The sequence below is a fragment of the Pseudomonas sp. S1(2024) genome (assembly GCF_046557535.1).
Window position 1 is genome coordinate 1 of the sequence record NZ_JBKGFP010000110.1, and the last position, 20,605, is coordinate 20,605.

The following is a 20,605-nucleotide window of genomic DNA, read 5'->3' on the forward strand; positions in this document are numbered from 1 at the left end:
GGAAAGAGGCTATAGCCGATGTTTCCCCCCCTCTCCCCCCCCCCCCCCCCCCCCCCCCCCCCAAGGCTGCTCCTACAGGTGAGGCGTTCAGTGCGGGTTACGGCGCGACAGGCAGGCATACGCCAGGCCCAAAACGCTGGCCGCCAATACGCCCAGCAACATCATCAGCTCGCGGCTGTAGCGGGCCACCCAGGCCGGGAAACCGATGACCTCGCGGTAAACCTGTATGTCAGCCTTGCCATCGGCGTGACTGATGCTGACCCCGCCCTGGCGGATCTGCGAATAGTCTGCATCGAAATACACCCATACCTTGCATACGCCACCCGGCTCGATGGTGGGGATATCCGCTTGCATGGTGGAGGTTTCCACGATGGTGTCATTGCCAGCTGCATCGCGCACCTGCACCAGGCCTTTCGCCGGCAGGCGGATTTTCACCTGGCGTACCTGCGCATCACCACGGTTGCGCAGCTCGATGAGCAGACCGGTGCGGTGGTCGACCAACCCGGCCTCGAAGGGCTTGGCGAACAGCTGGGCATACGGCGCCTGGGCCATTTCGATCAGCCGCTCGACCTGATCGTGGCTCAGCCCACCCTCGCTGATGGCATTGATACGCCCCTGCAACTGCTCGTACTTGAGCTGTTCGCTGGCTTTGGTGATGCGTTCGCTGAACTGGCTGGGATAGGTGAGGTAGGCATAGGTCAGCGATGCCTCCAGGCGCGGGTTGCCCCTGAGCAACCCATAGGCGGCCAGCAGGACCATCAGGCCAAGCAGCACGGCTACGAGGAGTTTCCCCACCTTGTCCCAGCTCAATGCGAACTTCCTTCTGTCGTGATACAGAGATTCAAACTGACCAAGGGTGCCAAGTTCATGGTCCCCAGGCAAGCCTGACTAAGGCTCCTGCTCGCCTCCCCGAGCCTGGCGCAACTGCTGCAACTGGCCATCGATCAGCGCCTTGGCCATGCCTGCCAGGTAGTACGTGGCCTGCATCATCGCCTTGCGGTCACCGGGCCGGTCGATGGCCTTGCGGGTGAGTTCGGTAATGCAGCCCATGATGCTCGAGGCCTCCATCAATGCCGTGCGCATCGGCAACTGCGCGTTCATCTGCACCAGTTCGGCACCGCCGTTGCCAAAACGGCCCGCTGCACGCACGACATTGAGATTGCCGCTTTCTTTCGGAGTGTCTTTGTCCATGTCCATTTCCTCGGGTTACGAGCGTGCCGAGACTAGGGCGCTGCCTGCCCCGCCACAATAACCTTGGGGGTGGAAAGGCTTACTTTCGGAAATGGACTACAAGAACCCTACAAAGAGGACGCTCCGCCACCACGCTGGCTCTTGACCGGCAAGCGGCAGTGACGGACGATCAATTCCCCCTCACAAGGATGAACACCATGCTACGGATATTGGGCAGAGCCTCCTCCATCAATGTACGAAAAGTCCTGTGGGCATGCGCCGAGTTCGAGGTCGCGTTCGAGCGCGAAGACTGGGGGGCGGGCTTCAAGCCCACGGACAGCGCCGAATTCCTTGCGTTGAACCCGAACGCCATGATCCCGGTGATCCAGGATGGCGATTTCACCCTGTGGGAATCCAACAGCATCATCCGCTACCTGGCCACGCGCTATGGTGCCACCGCGTTCTACCCGGGCGAGGCGCAGGCGCGGGCCAGGATCGACCAGTGGATCGACTGGCAGGCCTCGGACCTCAACCGTTCCTGGAGCTACGCGTTCATGTCGCTGCTCAGGCACTCGCCCGCCCACCAGGACCCACAGGCCCTGGCCGCCGGCTGCGCGGACTGGGCGCGCTACATGCACATTCTCGACCGCCAGCTGGCAAGCACCGGTGCCTATGTGGCCGGCAGCCAGTTCACCCTGGCCGACATCCCCATTGGCCTGTCGGTCAACCGCTGGTTCGAAACGCCCTTCGAGCACCCGCACCTGCCGGCCGTGCGCGATTATTACGAGCGGCTGAGCGAGCGCCCGGCCTATCACCTGCATGGCCGTAACGGTACGCCGTGATGGGCAAGACTGTGGGGCTGCCTTGCAGCCCATCGCTACACAAGGCCGCTCCTACAAGGAATCGCGGTTTCCTGTAGGAGCGGCCTTGTGTCGCGATGGGGCGCAAAGCGCCCCCGAAGAACTCCACCTGTTACACAGCAACTTGACTCGCCGCAGCCCCCGCCCGCCCCCGCCAAGCGAACAGCAGCACCATCACCAGGCCCAAAACCGCCATCGCCGCCCCCGCCAGGGAAACCGCCGAATACCCAAGCCCCGCATTGATCACCGCCCCACCCAGCGCCGCGCCAATCGCGTTACCCAGGTTGAACGCCCCGATATTCACCGCCGACGCCAGGTTGGGCGCATCCTTGGCCGCCTCCATCACCCGCATTTGCAGCGGCGGCACCAGGGCAAAGCTGGCAGCGCCCCACACCAGGATCGCCAGCGCAGTCGGCAGCGGCCAGTCCATCACCAGCGGGAACACCAGCAACACCGCAATCAGCACGGCCAGCGACAGCATCAGGGTACGGTCGATAGAGCGGTCCGCCGCCTTGCCACCCCACACGTTGCCCAAGGTCAGGCCGACACCGAACAACACCAGCATGGCCGTGACGAAGGTGGTGGACGCTGCCGCCTCGCTCTGCAGGATCGGCGCGATGTAGGTAAATACCGTGAACATCGCACTGGAGCCCACCACGGTCAGCAGCAATGCCGCCAGCACCGGCCCGCGGCCGAGCACGCGGATTTCGGCCATGGCCCCGCCACCCTTGGGCGACGGCACATTGGGCAGTGCGTACCAGAGGGTGGTCATTGCCACCAGGCCGAGCCCGGCGATGCCCCAGAACGCCGTGCGCCAGCCCAGCATTTCACCGAACCAGGTCGCTAGCGGCACACCGCCGATGGTGGCCAGGGTCAACCCCATGAACATGGCGGCCACGGCACCGGCGCGCTTCTCGGGCGGCACCACGCTGGCCGCGACGATAGAGCCGATGCCGAAGAACGCACCGTGGTTCAGCGAGGTGACCACACGGGCGACCAGCAGGCTGGCATAGTCGCTGGCCAGGGCCGACATCAGGTTGCCGAGGGTGAAGATGGCCATCAACCCGATCAGCAGGTAACGCCGCGGGATCTTCACCGTGGCCAGGGTCATCAGCGGCGCACCGATCAGCACACCGATCGCATAGGCACTGACCAACAGCCCGGCTGCGGGGATGGAGACGCCAAGATCGGTGGCGATGCTGGGTAACATGCCCATGGGGGCGAACTCGGTGACACCGATGCCGAAGGCACCGATGGCGAGCGCGACAAGAGGTGGATTGATACGCATGGCAAGCTCCTTATCTGTGCTGCAAATGCTACGATCCGAAGCTGAGCCGCACTAGACTGCATTTTTGCGAACCACCTTTGCTCAAGAGGCACAAATGGACTTCAGTGGAAGATCCGGAGAGATGGAAATCTTTGCCAAGGTGGCCCAGGAGGGCAGCCTGTCCGCCGCCGCCCGCGCGCTGGGCCTGACGCCGTCGGCGGTGAGCCGCATCCTCGCGCGGACCGAACAGCGCCTGGGCACCCGCCTGCTGCTGCGTACCACCCGGGCGATCACCCTCACGCCTGAGGGCGAAGCGTATCTGCGTGGTGCACGGCGGGTGCTGGCCGACATGCTCGAAGTGGAAGAGGCCATCACCGACCAGGGTGTGCCCCGCGGGCGCTTGCGGGTCAGCGCAGCGCTGGGCCATGGCCGGCTGACCGTGGTGCCGCTGCTGGCGGCGTTCAGCGCGCGCTACCCGCAGGTGCTGGTCGACCTTACCCTCAGCGACGAAGTGGCCGACATTCTCGGCGGCCAGGCCGATGTGGCGCTGCGTTTCGGCCACCTGCCGGACAGCTCGTTGAGCGCCCGTGCCATTGGCGAAACCGGCCAGGTGATCGTCGCCTCGCCCGAGTACCTGGCGCGCTGCGGTACGCCGCTTGTGCCAGAGGACCTGGCCCGGCACAACTGCCTGCGTTTCAACTTCCGCCGCGCCGCACCCGACTGGCCGTTCCGTCGCGACAGGCAGGCATTCTCGTTGAAGGTGACGGGCAATATCGAATGCAGCAGCGGCGAGGCCCTGGCGCAGTTGGCCAGGCTCGGCGCCGGCGTGGCGCGCATCGGTACCTTTACCGTGGCCGATGACCTGGCCAACGGGCAGCTGGTGCCGTTGCTGGAGGCGTACAACCCCGGTGATCGCGAGCCGATCCATGCGGTGTTCGTCGGCGGCCCGGCGATGCCGGCGCGGGTGCGGGTGTTCGTGGATTTTCTGGTGGAGCAACTGTCAGGCATACCCAGCGCCTTGTAGGAGCGGCCTTGTGTCGCGAAAGGGCTGCAGAACAGCCCCAACAGACTATGCACAGTTGCTGAAATCCAGGGGCCGCTTTGCGGCCCTTTCGCGACACAAGGCCGCTCCTACAAGGGGCCACTGGATCCATGCGGCATCCGCTGATCTGGCAGTACAATGCCGCACTTTTACATCCACCATGCAAAGGACCGCCCATGCTTTACGTCGTCATGCTCGGAGGCCGCCACCCCGGCGCCAAGATCGAAGTTCACGATGTGGTGTTCGCCCTGGCCGACACCTTCGAACAGGCCTACCCGCAGTTGCGCCAGGCCTGGTTCGGCAGCCCGAAAGGTTTGCACATCGATTCATGGCTGGAAGTGCATGGTGTCGACGGCCATCGCATCGAACTGCGCCCGCACGCCCCCGCCCCCGGTGCGCTGCGCCTGTACTTCATCAACCTCGGTGGTTATGAACGCGAAGTATTCGGCGAGGCCCACCGCTACCTGCTGGTCACCGCCCACAGCAAGACCGAGGCCAAGGCCCTGGGCAAGCAACGCATGCAGGCGGACTGGCTGAAGCCGCATACCGATGCCTTGCTGGATGTCGACGACTGCCTGGCGATCGACCAGGTGGCAGGGCAGTTCGTGCACCTGGTCGAAGGGGCGCATGAGCCGCTGATGGTGCGTAGCGACTACATCCTCATCTGATGCCGATAGCGCCTGTGGGTACTGAGGGCTTTCGTCACAGCGCACGGGTACACTTGCCTTCAGCTCACGCAGGAGTTGTTTCATGCCCTACCCCATCGAACAGAAACTGGTCATCGGCGTTGCTTCGAGTGCGCTGTTCGACCTCACCGTCTCGGACGACATCTACCAGACCGAGGGCGTCGAGGCTTACCGTCAGCACCAGCAGCAGAACCTGGACGAACCCTTCCCCAAGGGCGTGGCGTTCCCGTTCATTCGCCGCTTCCTGAGCATCAACCAGGCCTTCCCCGAGCAGTTGCCGGTGGAGGTGGTGCTGCTGTCGCGCAATTCGCCGGAGACCGGCCTGCGGGTGTTTCGCTCGATCAACCACTACCAGCTGGACATCACCCGCGCGGCATTCATGTCGGGCCGCTCGCCCTACGAGTACATCCCGGCATTCAATGCCTCGCTGTTCCTCAGTGCCAACGAGGAAGATGTACAGAAAGCCATCGACGCCAACTACCCGGCCGGGCGGGTGCTGCCGACACGCATCTACGATGACGAGATCGACACCGAATTGCGGGTGGCCTTCGACTTTGACGGGGTGATTGCCGATGACGAGGCCGAGCGCGTGTACAAGCGCGACGACAACCTGGACGAGTTTCAGGAGCATGAACGTGTGCGCAAGGGGATCCCGCATTCGCCGGGGCCCTTGGCGGACCTGTACCGCAAGCTTTCGCTGATTCGCATGCTCGAGGACCGCAAGTTGGCCGAAGACCCGGCGTACAAGCGCATCTTGCGGATTGCCATCGTGACGGCGCGCAATGCCCCTTCGCATGAGCGGGTGGTGACGACGCTGAAGGACTGGGGCGTATCGCCGGACGAGTGCTTCTTTCTGGGCGGGATGGAGAAACCCAGGGTGCTGTCGATACTGAAGCCGCATGTGTTCTTTGATGACCAACGCAGCCATTTGCAATCACCGGCGGGGGATTTGCCGATGGTGCATGTGCCGTTCGGGGTGGCGAATCGCGAACGCTCGGCGGCGGACTCTGCGTTCGACGAGCCAGCTCCCACTTCGATAGCACCGGTTTGATCTGATGCGCAACCTGTGGGAGCGGGCACGCCCGCGAAGGGCCGCAAAGCGGCCCCAATCTGTTTAGCTGACAGGCACCAGGGCCTGCGAACACCGGCAGCACCAGCCCGCTTTACTCAGCTCGCCCAGCAGGACTGCCGAATGACGCTGCAGAAATTCCCAGGCCGGAATGCAGGCTCCTTGTCCGCGATCACATCCGCCTTCACGTTGCCAAACGTGGTATGCGGCTTGTGCCGGATGCCGTCGTAAAACGACTGGATGATCGCCTCCTTGAACCGCTCCCCACGCGGGTGCGCCTGGACCACGGCGTCCCGTGCGGCAATTTCCAGCCCTTCGTGGTGCAACCCCAGCACATCTGTCTCCACCCCCGCAGTCACCAGAGCGATCAGCGGGTGCATATGCTCTGGAATACCCGGCGTGGTATGCAGCGCGATCGCCGTCCACACACGTTCGACATCGCGCTCGTCCACACCGTGGCGCTGGAGGAAATCGCGCGCCGCATTGGCACCGTCCACCTCGAAGCGGCAGCAATCGCTGCTGTGCTGATGGGTCAGGCCCATGTCATGGAACATGCAGCCTGCGTACAGCAGTTCACTGTCGTAACGCAGCCCCAGCCGCTGCCCGGCAAGGGCTGCGAAGTAGAACACCCGGCTGGAGTGGTGGAACAGCAAAGGGGAAGCCGTGTCACGGACGAGCTCGGTGATTTCCCGAGCCATAGTGCTGTCGGGCACCTGGATACCGGCGATGGATGAGGACATGGTCGCTCCTGGGTGGGTTGATGACGAGCCCAGTCTGCGGTCGTGGGCCAATGTCCTCAATTGACTTGTACAGCCAAATACTGCCATTGTCGGCGGATTACGGACTTGCGGCGCAACGCCCGGAGCCACCATGCCCTCTGCCCCCATCACGGTCGCCATACTGGCCATGCCCGACGTACAACTGCTGGATGCCTGCGGCCCGCTCGATGTATTCGCCGAAGCCAACCGCCAGGCCGGCCGTGAAGCCTATCGCCTGCTGTTGCTGGCTTGCGAACCGGGGCCGCTGGTGAGCTCTTCCGGTACACGCCTGGTCGCCGACGGCTGGATCGGCGAAGACCTGGAAGCCATCGACACCCTGCTGGTCGCCGGCACACCGCAGGCTGCCGAGCAATACCTGCGCCCCGGCATTCTCGACTGGCTGCGGCAACGCGCGGGCGCTTGCCGGCGTTACGGCTCGGTGTGCACGGGGGCGTTTGCCCTGGCGGCTGCCGGGTTGCTGGATGAACGGCGTGTGACCACCCATTGGGCCGTGGCGCAGCCGTTGGCCGAGCGTTATCCGCGGGTAAAGGTGGATGCCGATGCCATTCAGGTAAATGACGGCAACCTGCGTACCGCTGCGGGGGTAACGGCCGGGCTGGACCTGGCACTGGCCCTGGTGGAAGAAGACCTGGGGCGGGATATTGCCAAGCAGGTGGCCGGGCACCTGGTGATGTACTTCAAGCGGCCTGGCGGGCAGCTGCAGTTCAGCCGGCAAGGTGGGACATCACCGGTTGGGCGTTCGGCATTGCAGGGGTTGCAGCGTTACGTGGCCGCCAACCCTGCACTGGACCACGGGGTTGCCAGCCTGGCCGCGCGGGTTGGGCTGAGCCCGAGGCATTTTGCACGGGTGTTTCAGAGTGATGTGGGGATGACCCCGGCCGCGTGGGTGGAGCTGGCGCGGGTGAATGCTGCGCGGGCGCGGCTGGAGGCTGGGCGAGAGCCACCGAAGCAGGTGGCGGCGCTGTGTGGGTTTGCCAATGCGGATACGTTGCGGCGGGCGTTCGTGAAGCATGTGGGGGTTACGCCGGCGGAGTATCGCAAGCGGTTTGGGCAGTCGGGGGTGAAATGAACCGTGGTGTGCGTGCGCTCGCGCCGGGTACGCTTTTGCGTCCCGGCCGAGGAGCGTTGCCTGTGGTTGCGGCTTGCAGCGCCGTAAAGCAGGCTAACCCATCCGCCAATCATCGCCCGGCATGATACGCCGCATGAACTCATCGAAAAGCGGCACAGTGAACGCCGTATCACCGTGGTTCGGGCTGTAGATCATCCCTTTCTCGATCAATGCACTGCGCAGCGGTGCGAGCGTGGAAACCTTCCGCGCCAGGCTGGCCGCGATATCACCAGAACGATGAGGGCCGGCCCCCAGATCCGCCATGCCACGCAGGTACTTCTTTTCCGCAAGCGTAAGGCGGTCAAAGCGCACCCGGAAGAAGCTCTCATCCAGTGTGGCAATCGCCTGCTCTGAAGCGGTTTCGACATCAGCGCTGGTGATGGGGCTCTGCGAGGCTACATCCCATGAATGCTTGCCCCACTCCTGCAGGAAGTACGGATAGCCCTGTGAATGTGCCAGCACACTTTCCAGCGCCGCCTCTTCGAATTCCACGCCTTCATCTTCTGCAGGCCGTACTACCGCAAACCTTGCGGCCTCAGGAGCAAGCGGGCCGATCTCAGGGAAATCGAACAGTCGCTCCGCATAGGATTTCGCGTTACCACAACGCCCGCGCAATTGAGGCAGGCCAGCCCCAACCAGCGTGACAGGTAACTGGCCCTGGGCACAGCGATGCAAGGCTGTAATCAACGCGGCCAACTGATCTTCGGCAACGTACTGCAACTCGTCGATGAACATCACCAGCGCCGTGTCCGCGCGCTGTGCGGCCTTGCCGGCCTCCTCCAGCAAGGTCGCCAAGTCGCCTTCGAGGTCACCGTTATCAGCCAAGCCTGGCTCCGGCTCCAGATCCAGACCCACCTCTATGTCCGCGTAAGTAACTTTCAACGACTTTGCAAAGCCGGCAAGGGCTCGTAACCCACGTTGAGCCAGGTCCCGAGCCGCTTCCACCCGGCTCAGGCGAAGCAACGCCAGGCGCAATTGGGGCGCCAACAGTGCGGGTAGTGAACGATTTTCCGGCGCCTCCATGCGTATGACCTGAACACCCTCGGCCTCGGCTTCAATACGCATTTTTTCGAGCAGTACCGTCTTGCCCACGCCGCGCAAGCCGACCATCAGCACGCTCTTCGCCGCTCGGCCCCGGCGAATGCGGGCGATTGCGATGCTTACCTGCTTGAGTAATGCGTCGCGACCAGCCAATGCCGGCGGCGGCGCGCCTGCTCCCGGGGAATAGGGATTAGTGATCGGGTCCATGACTTATACCGAGTTTAGGAAAGTTATCGAATTTAGATAACTTAACTAATCTCACTTGATTCGGCAATGTCAGCAAAAGCGGGCCCCTGTGCGCAGCACTTTTCTTGAGACCCGACGGTGTAGCCGCTAGCACTTCCGGGCCGTTGCTGGACACCTTTCACAACCAGAAGCGACAGTGAACCTTTGTGGCATCAGTGGCTCAGTTGTGCAAAGCGCGCTTACCACTCCGACAAGGGATTGCCATGAGACCTGCCCCGTCTACCGCCCCTCCCCAGGTTCGCATCGAACGTGAACTGAACCCGCGGGCGGTGCTCACCGGCGTAGCGCTGGGCATTCTGCTGACGCCCTCGAATGTGTACGCGGGCCTTCGGATCGGCTGGTCGTTCAACATGTCGATCATCGCCTTGCTGGTCGGTTTCACCCTGTGGCAGGGCCTGGCGGGGCGGAGCAAGGGCCGGCCCGCATGGACGTTGCACGAAAGCAACATCAACCAGACAGTGGCCTCGGCCGCCGCTTCCATCGTTTCTGGCGGGCTGGTCGCGCGCATTTTCGACGTTCTGACCGGTGGCCGCCCGGACACCAGCAGCGGCCGCGTCGCTCTGCTATACCTCATTGCCTGGCTCACCCCAACGAGGATGGATTCTCATGGAGCCACTGTGCACCACGCACCCGGGCGACGAGGATGGCGTGCCTGGCCGTTCGCCCGCCATGCAGGCGCTGCAGGCCTTGCTGCGGCGGGTGGCGCAGAGCGACCGGCCGGTACTGATCTTCGGCCCGACGGGAGCCGGCAAGGAAGTCATCGCCCAGCAACTGCACCGCCTGAGCGCGCCGGGCAAACCATTCATCGACCTCAACTGCGGGGCAATACCCGAGCCACTGCTCGAGTCCGAGCTGTTTGGCCATGCCCGCGGCGCGTTCACCGGCGCGGTTGGCGAGCGCATGGGCCACCTGCAGATGGCTGGGGCGGGGACACTGTTCCTCGATGAGATCGGCGAACTGCCCCTGGCCCTACAGCCGAAGCTGCTGCGGGTGCTGGAAACCGGGCAGTACCGGCCGCTTGGTAGCAGCGAAAACCGGCGCTTCCGCGGCAGGGTGGTGGCGGCCACCCACCGTGACCTCAAGCGCCTGGTGGCCGAGGAGCGCTTTCGCGAAGACCTGTACTACCGCTTGTCGGTGTTCGAGCTCGAACTGCCGGGACTGAACGAGCGCCGTGAGGACATCCCGGACCTGATCGAGCATTTTTGCCGCCAGCAACGGCGACCGCTGCGCTTCGATGCAGCAGCGCTGGAGCTGCTGTGCCAACGAGACTGGCCTGGCAATGTGCGCGAACTGCGCAATTCGATCGATCGCATCGGCACCCTGGCCCCGTCACCACTGGTCGATCGGGAAACCCTCGAGCAATTGCTGGTACCGCCCTCGCCCGCCTCGGCGCCTGCCGTAGAGCTGGCCGAAGCGCTGCTCGGGCTTGAGGGGCCGGACAAACTGGCAGCGGTGGAGACACTGCTGATAGAGCATGCGCTGAACCGCTGCAACGGCAACAAGAGTGCTGCGGCGCAGCTGTTGGGGGTCAACCGCAAGGTGATCGAGCGGCGGGTCCGGTTGCGCCAGGACTTGCGCCTGACCGTGGAGCGCTACCTGGCCGAAGGCCGCAAGCTGATCGACGGGGCCGACTTCCGCGGCGCCCTGGGCCCTTTGCAGAAAGGCCTGGAAGTGGCCGAGCGGGTCTACGAGGGCAAAGACCTGTGGCGTTTGCAATTTGAGTTGCACCGGTTACTGGGAGTTAGCTTTCGCAGTATCGAGGGCTGGTTGAGCATCACCAGCCTGGCCAGCTACCGGGACGCCCAGGCCTTGGCCGCGCGTCAAGGCCAGCCGCAAGAGATGGCGTCGGTGTCGTTCGGGCTGTGGACCACCCTGTTGATGGGCCTGGAACTGGCAGAGGCCCGCGCTACGGCACAACAGATGCTGCAGCAGGCGCAGATCGCCGGTGGCGAGGCACTGCGCATCGAGGCCCACCTGGCCATGGCCAATACCCTGTTCTGGCTCGGCGATTTCGAGGAAAGCCTGGCCTGCCTGACGCGCGGCAGGCTGCTGGATGACGACCAGGCCAGTTGGCCATCGAACCAAGGGCTGGACCTGGTGGGCCTTGCCCGCACTTTCGAGGGCCTGGCCGCCTTCGAGCTGGGCCTGTTCAGCCAGGCGCGCCAGGCGCTGGCCCGCTTGCAGTCCCGCGCCGAGCAGGCGGTCGACAACCCCTTCAACCGCGCGGTCGCCCTGCAGGGCGCGGCCTGGCTCGCTGCAGTGCTGGGCGAGCGCGATGCACTCGGGCGCCTGGCCCGCGAGCTGGAACTGCTCAGTGCGCGCCACGAGTTCTCCTTCTACCGGGGCGTGGGCATGATCCTGCGCGGCTATCACCAGGGCCTATCGGGTGAGTACGAAGCCGGTGAACAGGCCATTGCCGAAGGCTACCAGCAGCATGTGCTGCGTAACGGGGGCCTGTTGTTCCACGGCTTCCAGGCCTGGAAGCGCGGCGAAGTGCTGTTGCTGGGCGGGCGCGCAGAGGCCTGCCTGGAACTGGTGGATGTCGCCCTGGACCTGGCCCAGGACCATCAGGAGCGTGCCTACCTGTGCGAACTGATGTTGTTACGCGGCCGGGCGCTGCTGGCGCTTGGCGACGACCGCGAAGCCGAGGCGACCCTGCGCGTCGCCTTGTCCACCGCGCTGACCCTCGGCGTGGTGCCGGCGCGGCTGCATGCCGCCTTGGAATTGGCCCGGTTGCTCGAACGCAGCGAACGTGGCGCCCAGGTGCAGTCGATCCTGATGCGTGCGCTTCGCGGCCTCGACCCGCAACTGGACTACCCGCCCGCCAGCAACGTGCGTAGCTGGCTGGCACGTTTGTCGAGCTGACCCCCTCAACCGAAAAGCAGGAGCACGATCATGGCGTTCGAGCTGGAGCACAAGGATCTGCAAGCGTTGATCAACGGTGGTTGTTTCTTTGGCAGTGGTGGTGGCGGCACCTTGGCGTCGGCCCGGCACTTGCTGGCCGCGTTCAATATCGGGGAATTCTACCCGCGCGACCGCGTCAGGGTGGTCACGGTGGATGAGGCCCGTGCCGGCGACGCCGCGGTAGTGGCGTACATGGGTGCACCGGAAACGATCGGGCGTTGCCAGTACCCCCTCGGGCCGATCCAGGCACTGGAATGCTTGCGCCAGCGCTTGAATGAGCAGGGCCGCGAGCTTGCCTATGTCGTGCCGCCGGAAAGCGGCGCGCTGGGCTTTCTGGTTGCGTGCCTGGCCGCCGCCAAGCTGGGCCTGGCGGTGGTCGATGCGGACGGCGCCGGGCGCGCGGTGCCCTCATTGCCGATGCTCACCTTCGCTGCTGCTGGTATACCGCCGCGGCCGGCGTTCGTGGTCAGCCAGGGCGGACTGGTGGTGGAGCTGAATGTGACGCCGCCGGCCAAGGCCCAGGGGTACGCTGAAAACGCCAATGTGATCGCCGAGCAAATGTTGCGCCCTGTGGTCGGCTCGCCGGCGTTCGGTGAGTTCGGTGGCCTGGCGCAATGGTGCATGAGCCCCGACCAGCTGCCTTCCGCGCTGCCGATGCGCGGCACCCTCAGCCGCGCCCTGGCGCTGGGCAGAGCCCTGGCTGCGGGGCAGCTGCACACTTGCCAGGCCGTGCTCGACTGGCTTGGCCAGTTCGGCCTGATGGCTCGGTGCCTGTCTCGCAATGCGCGCCTGACCCATGCTGGCGTGACTACCCAGGGCGGCTTCGACATCGGCCGCATCGACCTCGACAGCCACGAAGGAAGCTTGCGCCTGTGCTACGAGAACGAGTCGCTGTTGCTGTGGGACAAGCACCAGCCGCAACCGCTGGCCATGGCCCCGGACAGCATTGCCTGGTTCTTCGAAGGTGCGGGGCCGGCACTGGCCTCCAACGGCGACCTGGTGCGCGCCGATGGCTCGCTGGACCCGAGCTATGCCGGGCGCCCTGCCTGCCTGATCGGCTGGCAGGCGGCGGCGCCACTACGCCAGCCCGGTGGGTTGATCGCGTGGAGCTTCGAGCAGTTGCTGGCAGACCTGGGCTACATGGGCGCCTACCGAAGCATCGAGCAACTGCAGGAGCTACGACCATGAGCCTGCGCATTGCGGTTCTCGCGCCGGTCAACTGCAGCGATTACAACGAGGGCCTGCTGGCCTCGATAGCCCCAGTGGTGCCCCCGGATGTCGAGGTCCAGGTGTACAACATCGACCAGGGCAGCCCGTGTATCCAGAACCGGCTGAATCTCGCCGAGAACGCCCTGGCAGTGGTGCGCCTGGCCCAGCACCTTGAGCAGCAGGGGTTCGACGGCATCTGGCTGAGCGATTTCGACATGTGCGGCGTGGAGCCTGCCCGCGAAGTGATCGATATCCCGATCATTGGCGGCTTCCCCACCTCCGCGTTCAGTGCCCTGGGGTTGTGTCAGCGGTTTTCCATCATCACCATCCTGCAGAGCACCCTGGCCCTGCAACGCGGTCATGTGGCCAGTTATGGCCAGAGCATCAATTTTGCCTCGATCCGAGCCATTGACTGCCCGGTAGCCCAGTTGGGTGATGTGGAGGTGGTACTGGTCAAGGCATTGCAAGCCGGGCTGGCTGCCATCAACGAGGATGGCGCGCAGGCACTGTTGCTCGGCTGTACCGGCTTCATGGGTGTCGCCGAGCGCTTGTCGAAGCTCATCGAGCAGGACCTTGGCTGCTACGTACCGGTGCTGGACCCCAACCAGTGCGGGTTCGGCTTCCTGCTGTCGCTGGTGCGGATGAAGGTGCGTCCGAGCCGTTTGTGCTACGCCAGGGCGCCCCTTGGTTGAGGTGGTCGGATGCGTCCGCCGCGAGCACCCCGAGGTGGACGAAAACGTCCACCCGCCCCCTTGTTTTTCAACCTAACTGGTTGAAAAACAAGCGATCAGCAGCTTGGCATGATCGATGCTCCTGTCACTGGGCCGAGCGCGTGACCCCATGCCCTCGGCCCACATGACAAGGAGAGCATCATGAGCACTGACTACTATGTCGACTTCGATAACCAGACCAACGATACCTGGACCCTCGCGGTCTACCAGACTTTGCCAAGCTCGGTAGGGCTCGACAGCGTGTCGTGGAAGCAGACCACCGTGCCCACCCAGGGCTACAGCGGGGTGGAGTGGACCATCGACTACAACGTGGTGATTGCCAATTATCGGCAAGTCGGGGGTGTCGGGGTGTACAAGGCCAGCCAGACGCTGTCGACGCAGCTCGGGTCGGTCTGGGATTGCGTGTTCAAGGACAACGTCCAGCAACTGGTGCTGGGTAGCGGCTCCGCGCCCGCAGACAGCATCCAGATCAACAACAAATCGAACTTGCCTGCCAACCTGGGTATCGGCATGAGCGGGCAGGGTTCGGTGTTCAAGCCGGATGTGGTCGGTAGCGGCCAGGCTCAGTTCAAGGTGACACCCACTTATTACCTGGGGCTGTTCCAGAAAGTACAGCTGGGTGAAGTCATCAGCAGCAACGTCGTTGTCGGCCCAAGAGAGATCAAGTTCCCCAGTGGCATGAACTGCGCAACCGCAACTGCGCGCATGGACGGCGCCAATATAAAACTGACCATCACCTACTCCGAAGTGACCAAAGTATCCTACGAGGCTACCCAACGGTTGATCGCTGCCCGCCAGGAGCGCCTTGGCAGGGTTCTGGAACACGCCTGAAGCTGCGGCCGGCGCGCAGCAGCGCGCCGGCCTGCTGTCGCCGGATTCGGCAAGGAGCTGAGAATGAACAAACCCATAGAAATCGCCACCCTCAACGCCGGCCCGCTGGCGTTTACCGCCGACCCAAAGGTGAGTGGCGCCCAGTTACTAAACTTCGTCCATACCGTGGATCAGCAGATCGAAAGCGTCACCAAAGGCCTGGTCGAGCAGTTGAAGAAGGAAAAGATCAACGCCCGCGTGGCGCAGCAGGGCCGTGACTACCTGATCATCCAGGAGGGCGTCAGCCCAGCTTCGCTGTCGCAACACGACAGCGTGGAGACCGATCCCGCCCCACAACCCTCGCGGATCCGCATTTACGTCCGCAGTAGCGACGCACCGCCCACCATCAACGCGATGCGACTGTTCTTCCGTGACTGGCGCGCAGTGGCGGGCCTGATCGCGGTAGGCGGCGCCTGGCAGTTGGGGCAGTGGTTGATGCAGGTACGCCGCCAGGACCAGTAGAAGCACCTTTGAACGCGATGGGCTGCTGCCGGGCAGCCCATCGCGCGTTCACGCTTGACCCACGCCCTCCCCCCGCCACATGCTCGATCGCTCCACCCACGCTCAAGGAACGATTGCATGAAGCTGGAAACTCTCGCCATCCACGCAGGCTTCAGCCCCGACCCGACTACCCGGGCAGTGGCCGTACCGATCTACCAGACCACTTCCTTCGCCTTCGACGACACCCAGCACGGCGCCGACCTGTTCGACCTGAAGGTGGCCGGCAACATCTACTCGCGCATCATGAACCCCACCAACGACGTGCTCGAGCAGCGCATGGCCGCCCTGGAGGGCGGAGTTGGCGCGCTGGCGGTGGCCTCGGGCATGGCGGCCATCACCTACGCCATCCAGACCGTCGCCGAGGCCGGCGACAACATTGTCTCGGTGGCCAAGCTGTACGGCGGCACCTACAACCTGCTGGCCCACACCCTGCCACGCATGGGCATCCATACCCGCTTCGCCGCCCATGACGACATCGCCGCCCTCGAAGCACTGATCGATTCGCGCACCAAGGCGGTGTTCTGCGAGTCCATCGGCAACCCTGCCGGCAATATCGTCGACATCGCCGCGCTGGCCGAGGCCGCTCACCGCCATGGTGTGCCGCTGATCGTCGACAACACCGTGGCCACCCCGGTGCTGTGCCGGCCGTTCGAGCACGGTGCCGATATCGTCGTGCACTCGCTGACCAAGTACATCGGCGGCCATGGCACCAGCATCGGCGGCATCGTCATCGACTCCGGCAAGTTCCCATGGGCGGACAACAAGGAGCGCTTCGCCCTGCTCAACACCCCCGACCCGTCCTACCATGGCGTCACCTACACCGAAGCCTTCGGCCCCGCCGCCTTCATCGGCCGCTGCCGCGTGGTGCCATTGCGCAACACCGGTGCCGCGCTGTCGCCGTTCAATGCCTTCCTGATCCTGCAAGGCCTGGAAACCTTGGCCCTGCGCATGGAGCGCCACACCGAGAACGCGCTGAAGGTCGCCCGCTACCTGCAAGCGCACGAGCAGGTGGCGTGGGTGAAATATGCAGGGCTGCCCGACCACCCCGAGCATGAACTGGCCCGGCGCTACACCGGCGGCAAGCCGGCGTCGATCCTGTCGTTCGGCATCAAGGGCGGCCAGGCGGCCGGTGCGCGCTTCATCGATGCGTTGCAGCTGGTGGTACGCCTGGTGAATATTGGCGACGCCAAGTCGCTGGCCTGCCACCCCGCCTCTACCACCCACCGCCAGCTCAATGACGAGGAGCTGGAAAAGGCCGGCGTGCCACGGGACATGGTGCGCCTGTCGATCGGCATCGAGCACAGCGACGACATCATCGCCGACCTGGCCCAGGCGCTGGAGGCAAGCCGCAGCTGATTCATCTGCGCCCTACCAATATCGACGGCGGGCGCACCTTTCGCACATATGGATAGACCTGCGATGACCCTGTTCTACCTCAAGCTGATCGTCACCCCGCTCCTGATGTGGGCCATCTCTCTCGCCTCGCGTCGCTGGGGCGGCCTGCTCGGTGGGTTGCTGTCCGGCCTTCCGATCACTTCGGCCTTGGTAATGACCTTCCTGTGCCTGGAACAGGGCACGGCCTTTGCCTTGGGTGCGGTGCCCGGCGCGCTGGGCGGCCTGGCGGCGGTGCAGGCCACGTACACCTTCTACCTGTTCGCCACACGCAGGCTCGGCATCGGCTGGGCCGTATTGCTGGCGATGCTTTGCTATGGCGTAGCGGCCTACGCGTTTACCCACGGGGGCAACCTGTACCTGTCGATTGCCGTGGCGCTGGTGCTGATCGGCGTGCTGATACGCGCCAGCGGCCGCGAGCCCAGGCCGGACACCCTGGTCCGGCCCCGGCATCGATTTTGGGAAATCCCTCTGCGCATGGTGTCTGCCACTTCGTTGCTGATGGTCACCACAAGCCTGGCCAACTGGCTGGGCCCGGCGACCAGCGGGATGCTGGCGCCGATCCCGGTGATTGCCTGGCCGCTGGTGGTGTTCGCCCATGTGCAGACTGGGCGTGCCGGAATGGCGGCGATGGTGCGGGGCAATGCGATCGGGGCGGTGGGGGTGATTGCGTTTTATCTGGTATTGGCGGGGCTGCTCGATGCCTGGGGTGTCGCAATTGCCATCAGCCTGGCAATGCTTTGTGCCGTGATCCTGACCGTGGGGCTGGCGGCTGCGTTGCGACGGGGGTGATACGCCGGCGAGCATGCCAGGGCTGTGTCCATCGGGGCTGCTGCGCAGCCCATCGCAGGCAAGCCAGCTCCTACAGGATCACTACAGCCTTCAAGGCAGATGCAGTACCTGTGGGAGCGGGCGTGCCCGCGAACACCGGCGCAGCCGGTGCCAACCACCGCGCTGAATTCTTCGCGGGCATGCCCGCTCCCACAGAATCACAACAGCCTTCAAGACAGCCGCAGTACCTGTGGGAGCGGGTTCACCCGCGAACACCGGCGCAGCCGGTGCCATACACCGTGTCGGATTCTTCGCGGGGAAACCCGCTCCCACAGGGCCCTGCCCTATCAATGGTCACTCCCTGCGCTGATCCAGGTCTACCGCAGGCTGCTCCACGCTCTGCCTGCCGTCATCAGCCAAGCTGTCTTCCTCCTGCCAATCACCACCCTCTTCTTCGTTCATGAGCGGGTCGTCGTCAGGGTCGGGTATGGTCGGGCGGTCGGGGTCAACGGCCGGGTCAGGTGAAGTGGGCATGTCCAGGTTCGTGCCGCCTTGTGCATTCGGATCGGGGCTCATCGCTGCATACCTCGCAAGAAAAGGTGTGAACCGCATTCGTTCCGGGCAATTCCGTCAGCGAGGCTGCGGGTGCTCGGCAGAAACCGAATTGTTGGCCTGCGCGTCCTCCATCTCCTCCTCGATCGGGCCTTCGTCATCCGAAGGTAGCGGGATCTCTCCGTCACCGCTGCCGGGCTGGGATTCGGTTTGCTCGAGGCCGGGGTCATTCTGATCGTTTGCCATGGACGTTCTCCTGGGTTTGCGCGTTGATCGCGCATACAGATCGGACGGAAAACGGCCAGCAGCAGTGCCTTGGGTTCGACAGGTGGCGCAAAAGGCCGGGGTACCGATCATGGCCCCATATAGAGCTAAACCATTATTCAGAGACGTTTCCTACAAGCTTTTAGGAAGCCCAATGCCTCTCCAGAAAGCGATTCCCCGTTAGTGTTCAGAGGTCGACAAGGACCTGTCCAACACGAGGATCGCTCATGACCATCAGCCAACGTATTGCCCTCGCGATCGCCGAAGCCGGGCTGCCGCACGACCAGTGCATGTTCTGCGAGCGCCAGGGCCTGCCGATCCTGCCGCTGCGCCGCGCCCTGGTGCCCGATACCCGCCCCGAGTGTGTCTCCACCGTGGCGGATAACCGGCATATCTCGACAAAGATCGGCTTGCGCACCTTGCGCAGGGGCTTCCTGTATGTGCTGCTCGACCAGCAGGTCTGGCATGCCTATGCCGTCAGCGAGCAAGGTCATCTGCGCCGCTTCAACCCCTACGAGCCGCCAGATGGCCCGCCTTCGCCGCTGCCCGAAAAATGCGTGAACGCAGATCACGACATTCCTTCGGCCTTTCTCAACCTCGATACCGGCAGGTACACCAGCGCCTGGCTGGCCTTCTCCAGCGATCCTTGGCCGGTGAGCGTGCTGAACGCCTACAAGAGGGGGGAGGCGCCCGCCCACCGCTTCGAAGGTCTAGACCTGATCCAGGCCCGCAACAATCCCGAACTGCTGGGCATCGCCATGACGCCCGATAAGCTTGGGGTCGACCAGCAGGTGTTCGAGTACGCCCAGCATGGCTGTGCCCCCTTCGACAGTGCGCATGGCTTCCACAGCCGCTGGTTGCGCCGGTTCGCCCTGCGAGGGTATCTGGTCAATGCGATCAACCGGCACAAGCTGGAAAACGGCGTGCTGGCAGTGGTGCTCGACGACACCGTCGGGCTGATTCAGGAGTACAACCATCAGCGGCTGAACTGGGTACTGAAGCGTCAGGCCTGGCGTGAAGAACCGATGCGCGCCTATCAGCTGCAGACCTCGCAGATCCTGCAGATCATTCGCGCCACGCACAGGGAATGGGCGGCGCAGAAGGTGCCGTCGCTGGAACCGATGACGGGTGATGGGCCGCCGGTGTTCACCGACCCGGCAGTCGAGCGGCAGCTGTTGGTCGAGCGTGCGCAGCAGGAGAGTGACGAGCGGCTTGAAGAGCGCTACCACGAACCGCAGCGGGCCGCGTTCCAGGCTGACTATGAGCAGCAGGAACGTGAGTTTCAGCGTTACATCGACAAGGACGCGCAGGCGTACGTTGCCTTGTTCGATACGCCCATGTTCAAGGTGGCCGAGGCGTACGACTACGACGGTAACGATCGTGAGTCCGGGGTGGCCTACGCCAAGACCATGGCCCTGTGCCTGGGTGGTGGGGTTACGGAAGCTGTCGTCCCCCGTTTTGAACCGCATGTTCCTGCTTCCGGCACCAGCGAACTGCTCTGGCTGAAATGGCTAAAGGACCCGGACAGCCCGCCCTACCGCGCCTTGCTGATGCGCGACCAGGCACTGCTGGCCGGGCTGCTGCCCAGATTCTCCGCCACAGAAGCGATCAACTGGAACGACAGCGACAAGCTCTACGGCATGCTGAGCAAGATCATCGCCAGCGATGACGCCGGCTTGCGCATGCGCAATACCCTCAAGCAGGCCATTGCTGAAACGCAGAGCGCACTCAATGCGGCCAGTCAGCGGCTGGCGCCATGTTTGTCACCTGGTATTCAGAAGGCTGTGCGGCATTTGAACAGTGCCACGCAGTTTCTCTACAACGGCGTCCACCTGATCGAGCTGGAAGTGAAGATGAAGCTGGGCGAGTACTACGCCTTGCAGAGCGCCCACCTCCGGGAGTTGCAGCATAAGGCCAACGCGTCGATCGCCGAGGCGCGGGACCGGATGCACCGCAATATCGATGACTTCGAGTTTGGCTCGATGAAGGCCATGCGCAAGGTGCGGCCGATCATCCAGCACGGGCTGATGAGCCTGGCCGTGCTCGACCCGCGGTTCACCAATACGATGATCAGCGTGACGGTGTGGGTCGAGGGCAAGGCCGAGGAAGTGCATGGGCGGTTGTTCAAGGAGGCCAGCATGGG

20 protein-coding genes and 1 pseudogene are annotated in these 20,605 nt (G+C 64.1%); 14 read left to right on the forward strand and 7 right to left on the reverse strand.

The genetic code is table 11. From position 1 onward, the window contains the following. Window positions 1-87: 87 nt before the first annotated feature. Both ACLCGK_RS28960 and ACLCGK_RS28965 read right to left on the reverse strand, forming a co-directional pair. A complete protein-coding gene (locus ACLCGK_RS28960; RefSeq protein ID WP_410953443.1) occupies window positions 88-810 on the reverse strand; it encodes a hypothetical protein in 723 nt (240 codons plus the stop codon). Window positions 811-888: 78 nt separating this feature from the next. Then, window positions 889-1,191, reverse strand: a complete 303-nt coding sequence (locus tag ACLCGK_RS28965; protein ID WP_015269932.1) for a DUF3077 domain-containing protein — start codon at window positions 1,189-1,191, stop codon at window positions 889-891. Window positions 1,192-1,388: 197 nt separating this feature from the next. Here ACLCGK_RS28965 and ACLCGK_RS28970 point away from each other — a divergent pair, with 197 nt between their 5' ends. Beyond that, window positions 1,389-2,012, forward strand: a complete 624-nt coding sequence (locus ACLCGK_RS28970) for a glutathione S-transferase family protein (RefSeq protein ID WP_410953444.1) — start codon at window positions 1,389-1,391, stop codon at window positions 2,010-2,012. A gap of 130 nt (window positions 2,013-2,142) precedes the next feature. Here ACLCGK_RS28970 and ACLCGK_RS28975 read toward each other — a convergent pair whose 3' ends face one another. Then, window positions 2,143-3,318, reverse strand: coding sequence for an MFS transporter (locus tag ACLCGK_RS28975; protein ID WP_085721565.1), 1,176 nt, complete (start codon window positions 3,316-3,318; stop codon window positions 2,143-2,145). Window positions 3,319-3,412: 94 nt separating this feature from the next. Between ACLCGK_RS28975 and ACLCGK_RS28980 the strand changes: the two genes are divergently transcribed. From ACLCGK_RS28980 to ACLCGK_RS28990, 3 genes are all read left to right on the forward strand, one after another. Further along, window positions 3,413-4,321: a LysR family transcriptional regulator gene (locus ACLCGK_RS28980; protein WP_410953445.1), complete on the forward strand. Its 909-nt coding sequence runs from the start codon at window positions 3,413-3,415 to the stop codon at window positions 4,319-4,321. A 194-nt stretch (window positions 4,322-4,515) separates the two neighbouring features. Continuing rightward, a complete protein-coding gene (locus ACLCGK_RS28985) occupies window positions 4,516-5,007 on the forward strand; it encodes a DUF1543 domain-containing protein (protein WP_410953446.1) in 492 nt (163 codons plus the stop codon). Window positions 5,008-5,089: 82 nt separating this feature from the next. Beyond that, the gene (locus tag ACLCGK_RS28990; RefSeq protein WP_015269929.1) at window positions 5,090-6,076 is read left to right on the forward strand and encodes a 5'-nucleotidase; all 987 of its coding nucleotides are present in this window, start codon (window positions 5,090-5,092) and stop codon (window positions 6,074-6,076) included. Window positions 6,077-6,192: 116 nt separating this feature from the next. On the opposite strand, the gene ACLCGK_RS28995 is transcribed toward ACLCGK_RS28990, so the two are convergent. Beyond that, the gene (locus ACLCGK_RS28995; RefSeq protein ID WP_410953447.1) at window positions 6,193-6,834 is read right to left on the reverse strand and encodes an HD domain-containing protein; all 642 of its coding nucleotides are present in this window, start codon (window positions 6,832-6,834) and stop codon (window positions 6,193-6,195) included. 130 nt (window positions 6,835-6,964) lie between these two features. Between ACLCGK_RS28995 and ACLCGK_RS29000 the strand changes: the two genes are divergently transcribed. Next, window positions 6,965-7,942 (forward strand): GlxA family transcriptional regulator, encoded by a 978-nt coding sequence (locus tag ACLCGK_RS29000; RefSeq protein WP_410953448.1) that lies wholly within the window; start codon window positions 6,965-6,967, stop codon window positions 7,940-7,942. A gap of 93 nt (window positions 7,943-8,035) precedes the next feature. Here the strand turns inward: ACLCGK_RS29000 and ACLCGK_RS29005 are convergent, their stop codons facing one another. Next, complete coding sequence (locus ACLCGK_RS29005) at window positions 8,036-9,229, reverse strand: ATP-binding protein (RefSeq protein WP_410953449.1); 1,194 nt, start codon at window positions 9,227-9,229, stop codon at window positions 8,036-8,038. 242 nt (window positions 9,230-9,471) lie between these two features. Here ACLCGK_RS29005 and ACLCGK_RS29010 point away from each other — a divergent pair. From ACLCGK_RS29010 to ACLCGK_RS29045, 8 genes and pseudogenes are all read left to right on the forward strand, one after another. Continuing rightward, a pseudogene (locus ACLCGK_RS29010) lies at window positions 9,472-9,852 on the forward strand (OPT/YSL family transporter); the annotation flags it as partial. A gap of 22 nt (window positions 9,853-9,874) precedes the next feature. Further along, window positions 9,875-12,133 carry a sigma 54-interacting transcriptional regulator gene (locus ACLCGK_RS29015; protein ID WP_410953450.1) on the forward strand — a complete coding sequence of 753 codons (2,259 nt, stop codon included), beginning with the start codon at window positions 9,875-9,877 and terminating at the stop codon, window positions 12,131-12,133. A gap of 30 nt (window positions 12,134-12,163) precedes the next feature. Next, window positions 12,164-13,360: a DUF917 family protein gene (locus tag ACLCGK_RS29020; protein ID WP_410953451.1), complete on the forward strand. Its 1,197-nt coding sequence runs from the start codon at window positions 12,164-12,166 to the stop codon at window positions 13,358-13,360. Continuing rightward, entirely contained in the window at window positions 13,357-14,073 is a 717-nt protein-coding gene (locus ACLCGK_RS29025) for an aspartate/glutamate racemase family protein (RefSeq protein WP_410953452.1), read from the forward strand. The genes ACLCGK_RS29020 and ACLCGK_RS29025 overlap by 4 nt, the downstream gene beginning before the upstream one ends. A 180-nt stretch (window positions 14,074-14,253) precedes the next feature. Next, complete coding sequence (locus tag ACLCGK_RS29030; protein WP_410953453.1) at window positions 14,254-14,943, forward strand: hypothetical protein; 690 nt, start codon at window positions 14,254-14,256, stop codon at window positions 14,941-14,943. A 63-nt stretch (window positions 14,944-15,006) separates the two neighbouring features. After that, entirely contained in the window at window positions 15,007-15,444 is a 438-nt protein-coding gene (locus tag ACLCGK_RS29035) for a hypothetical protein (RefSeq protein ID WP_410953454.1), read from the forward strand. A 117-nt stretch (window positions 15,445-15,561) separates the two neighbouring features. Then, window positions 15,562-16,839, forward strand: a complete 1,278-nt coding sequence (locus ACLCGK_RS29040) for a bifunctional O-acetylhomoserine aminocarboxypropyltransferase/cysteine synthase (protein WP_410953455.1) — start codon at window positions 15,562-15,564, stop codon at window positions 16,837-16,839. 63 nt (window positions 16,840-16,902) lie between these two features. Then, window positions 16,903-17,667 carry a hypothetical protein gene (locus tag ACLCGK_RS29045; RefSeq protein WP_061302505.1) on the forward strand — a complete coding sequence of 255 codons (765 nt, stop codon included), beginning with the start codon at window positions 16,903-16,905 and terminating at the stop codon, window positions 17,665-17,667. A 333-nt stretch (window positions 17,668-18,000) separates the two neighbouring features. Here the strand turns inward: ACLCGK_RS29045 and ACLCGK_RS29050 are convergent, their stop codons facing one another. Further along, on the reverse strand, window positions 18,001-18,180 hold the full coding sequence (locus ACLCGK_RS29050; protein WP_170978830.1) for a hypothetical protein: 180 nt from the start codon (window positions 18,178-18,180) through the stop codon (window positions 18,001-18,003). A gap of 96 nt (window positions 18,181-18,276) precedes the next feature. Next, window positions 18,277-18,444, reverse strand: a complete 168-nt coding sequence (locus ACLCGK_RS29055) for a hypothetical protein (RefSeq protein ID WP_410953456.1) — start codon at window positions 18,442-18,444, stop codon at window positions 18,277-18,279. 245 nt (window positions 18,445-18,689) lie between these two features. On the opposite strand from ACLCGK_RS29055, the gene ACLCGK_RS29060 reads away from it, so the two are divergent. Further along, the coding region (locus ACLCGK_RS29060; protein ID WP_410953457.1) for a T6SS effector BTH_I2691 family protein at window positions 18,690-20,605 on the forward strand (1,916 nt) is incomplete at its 3' end.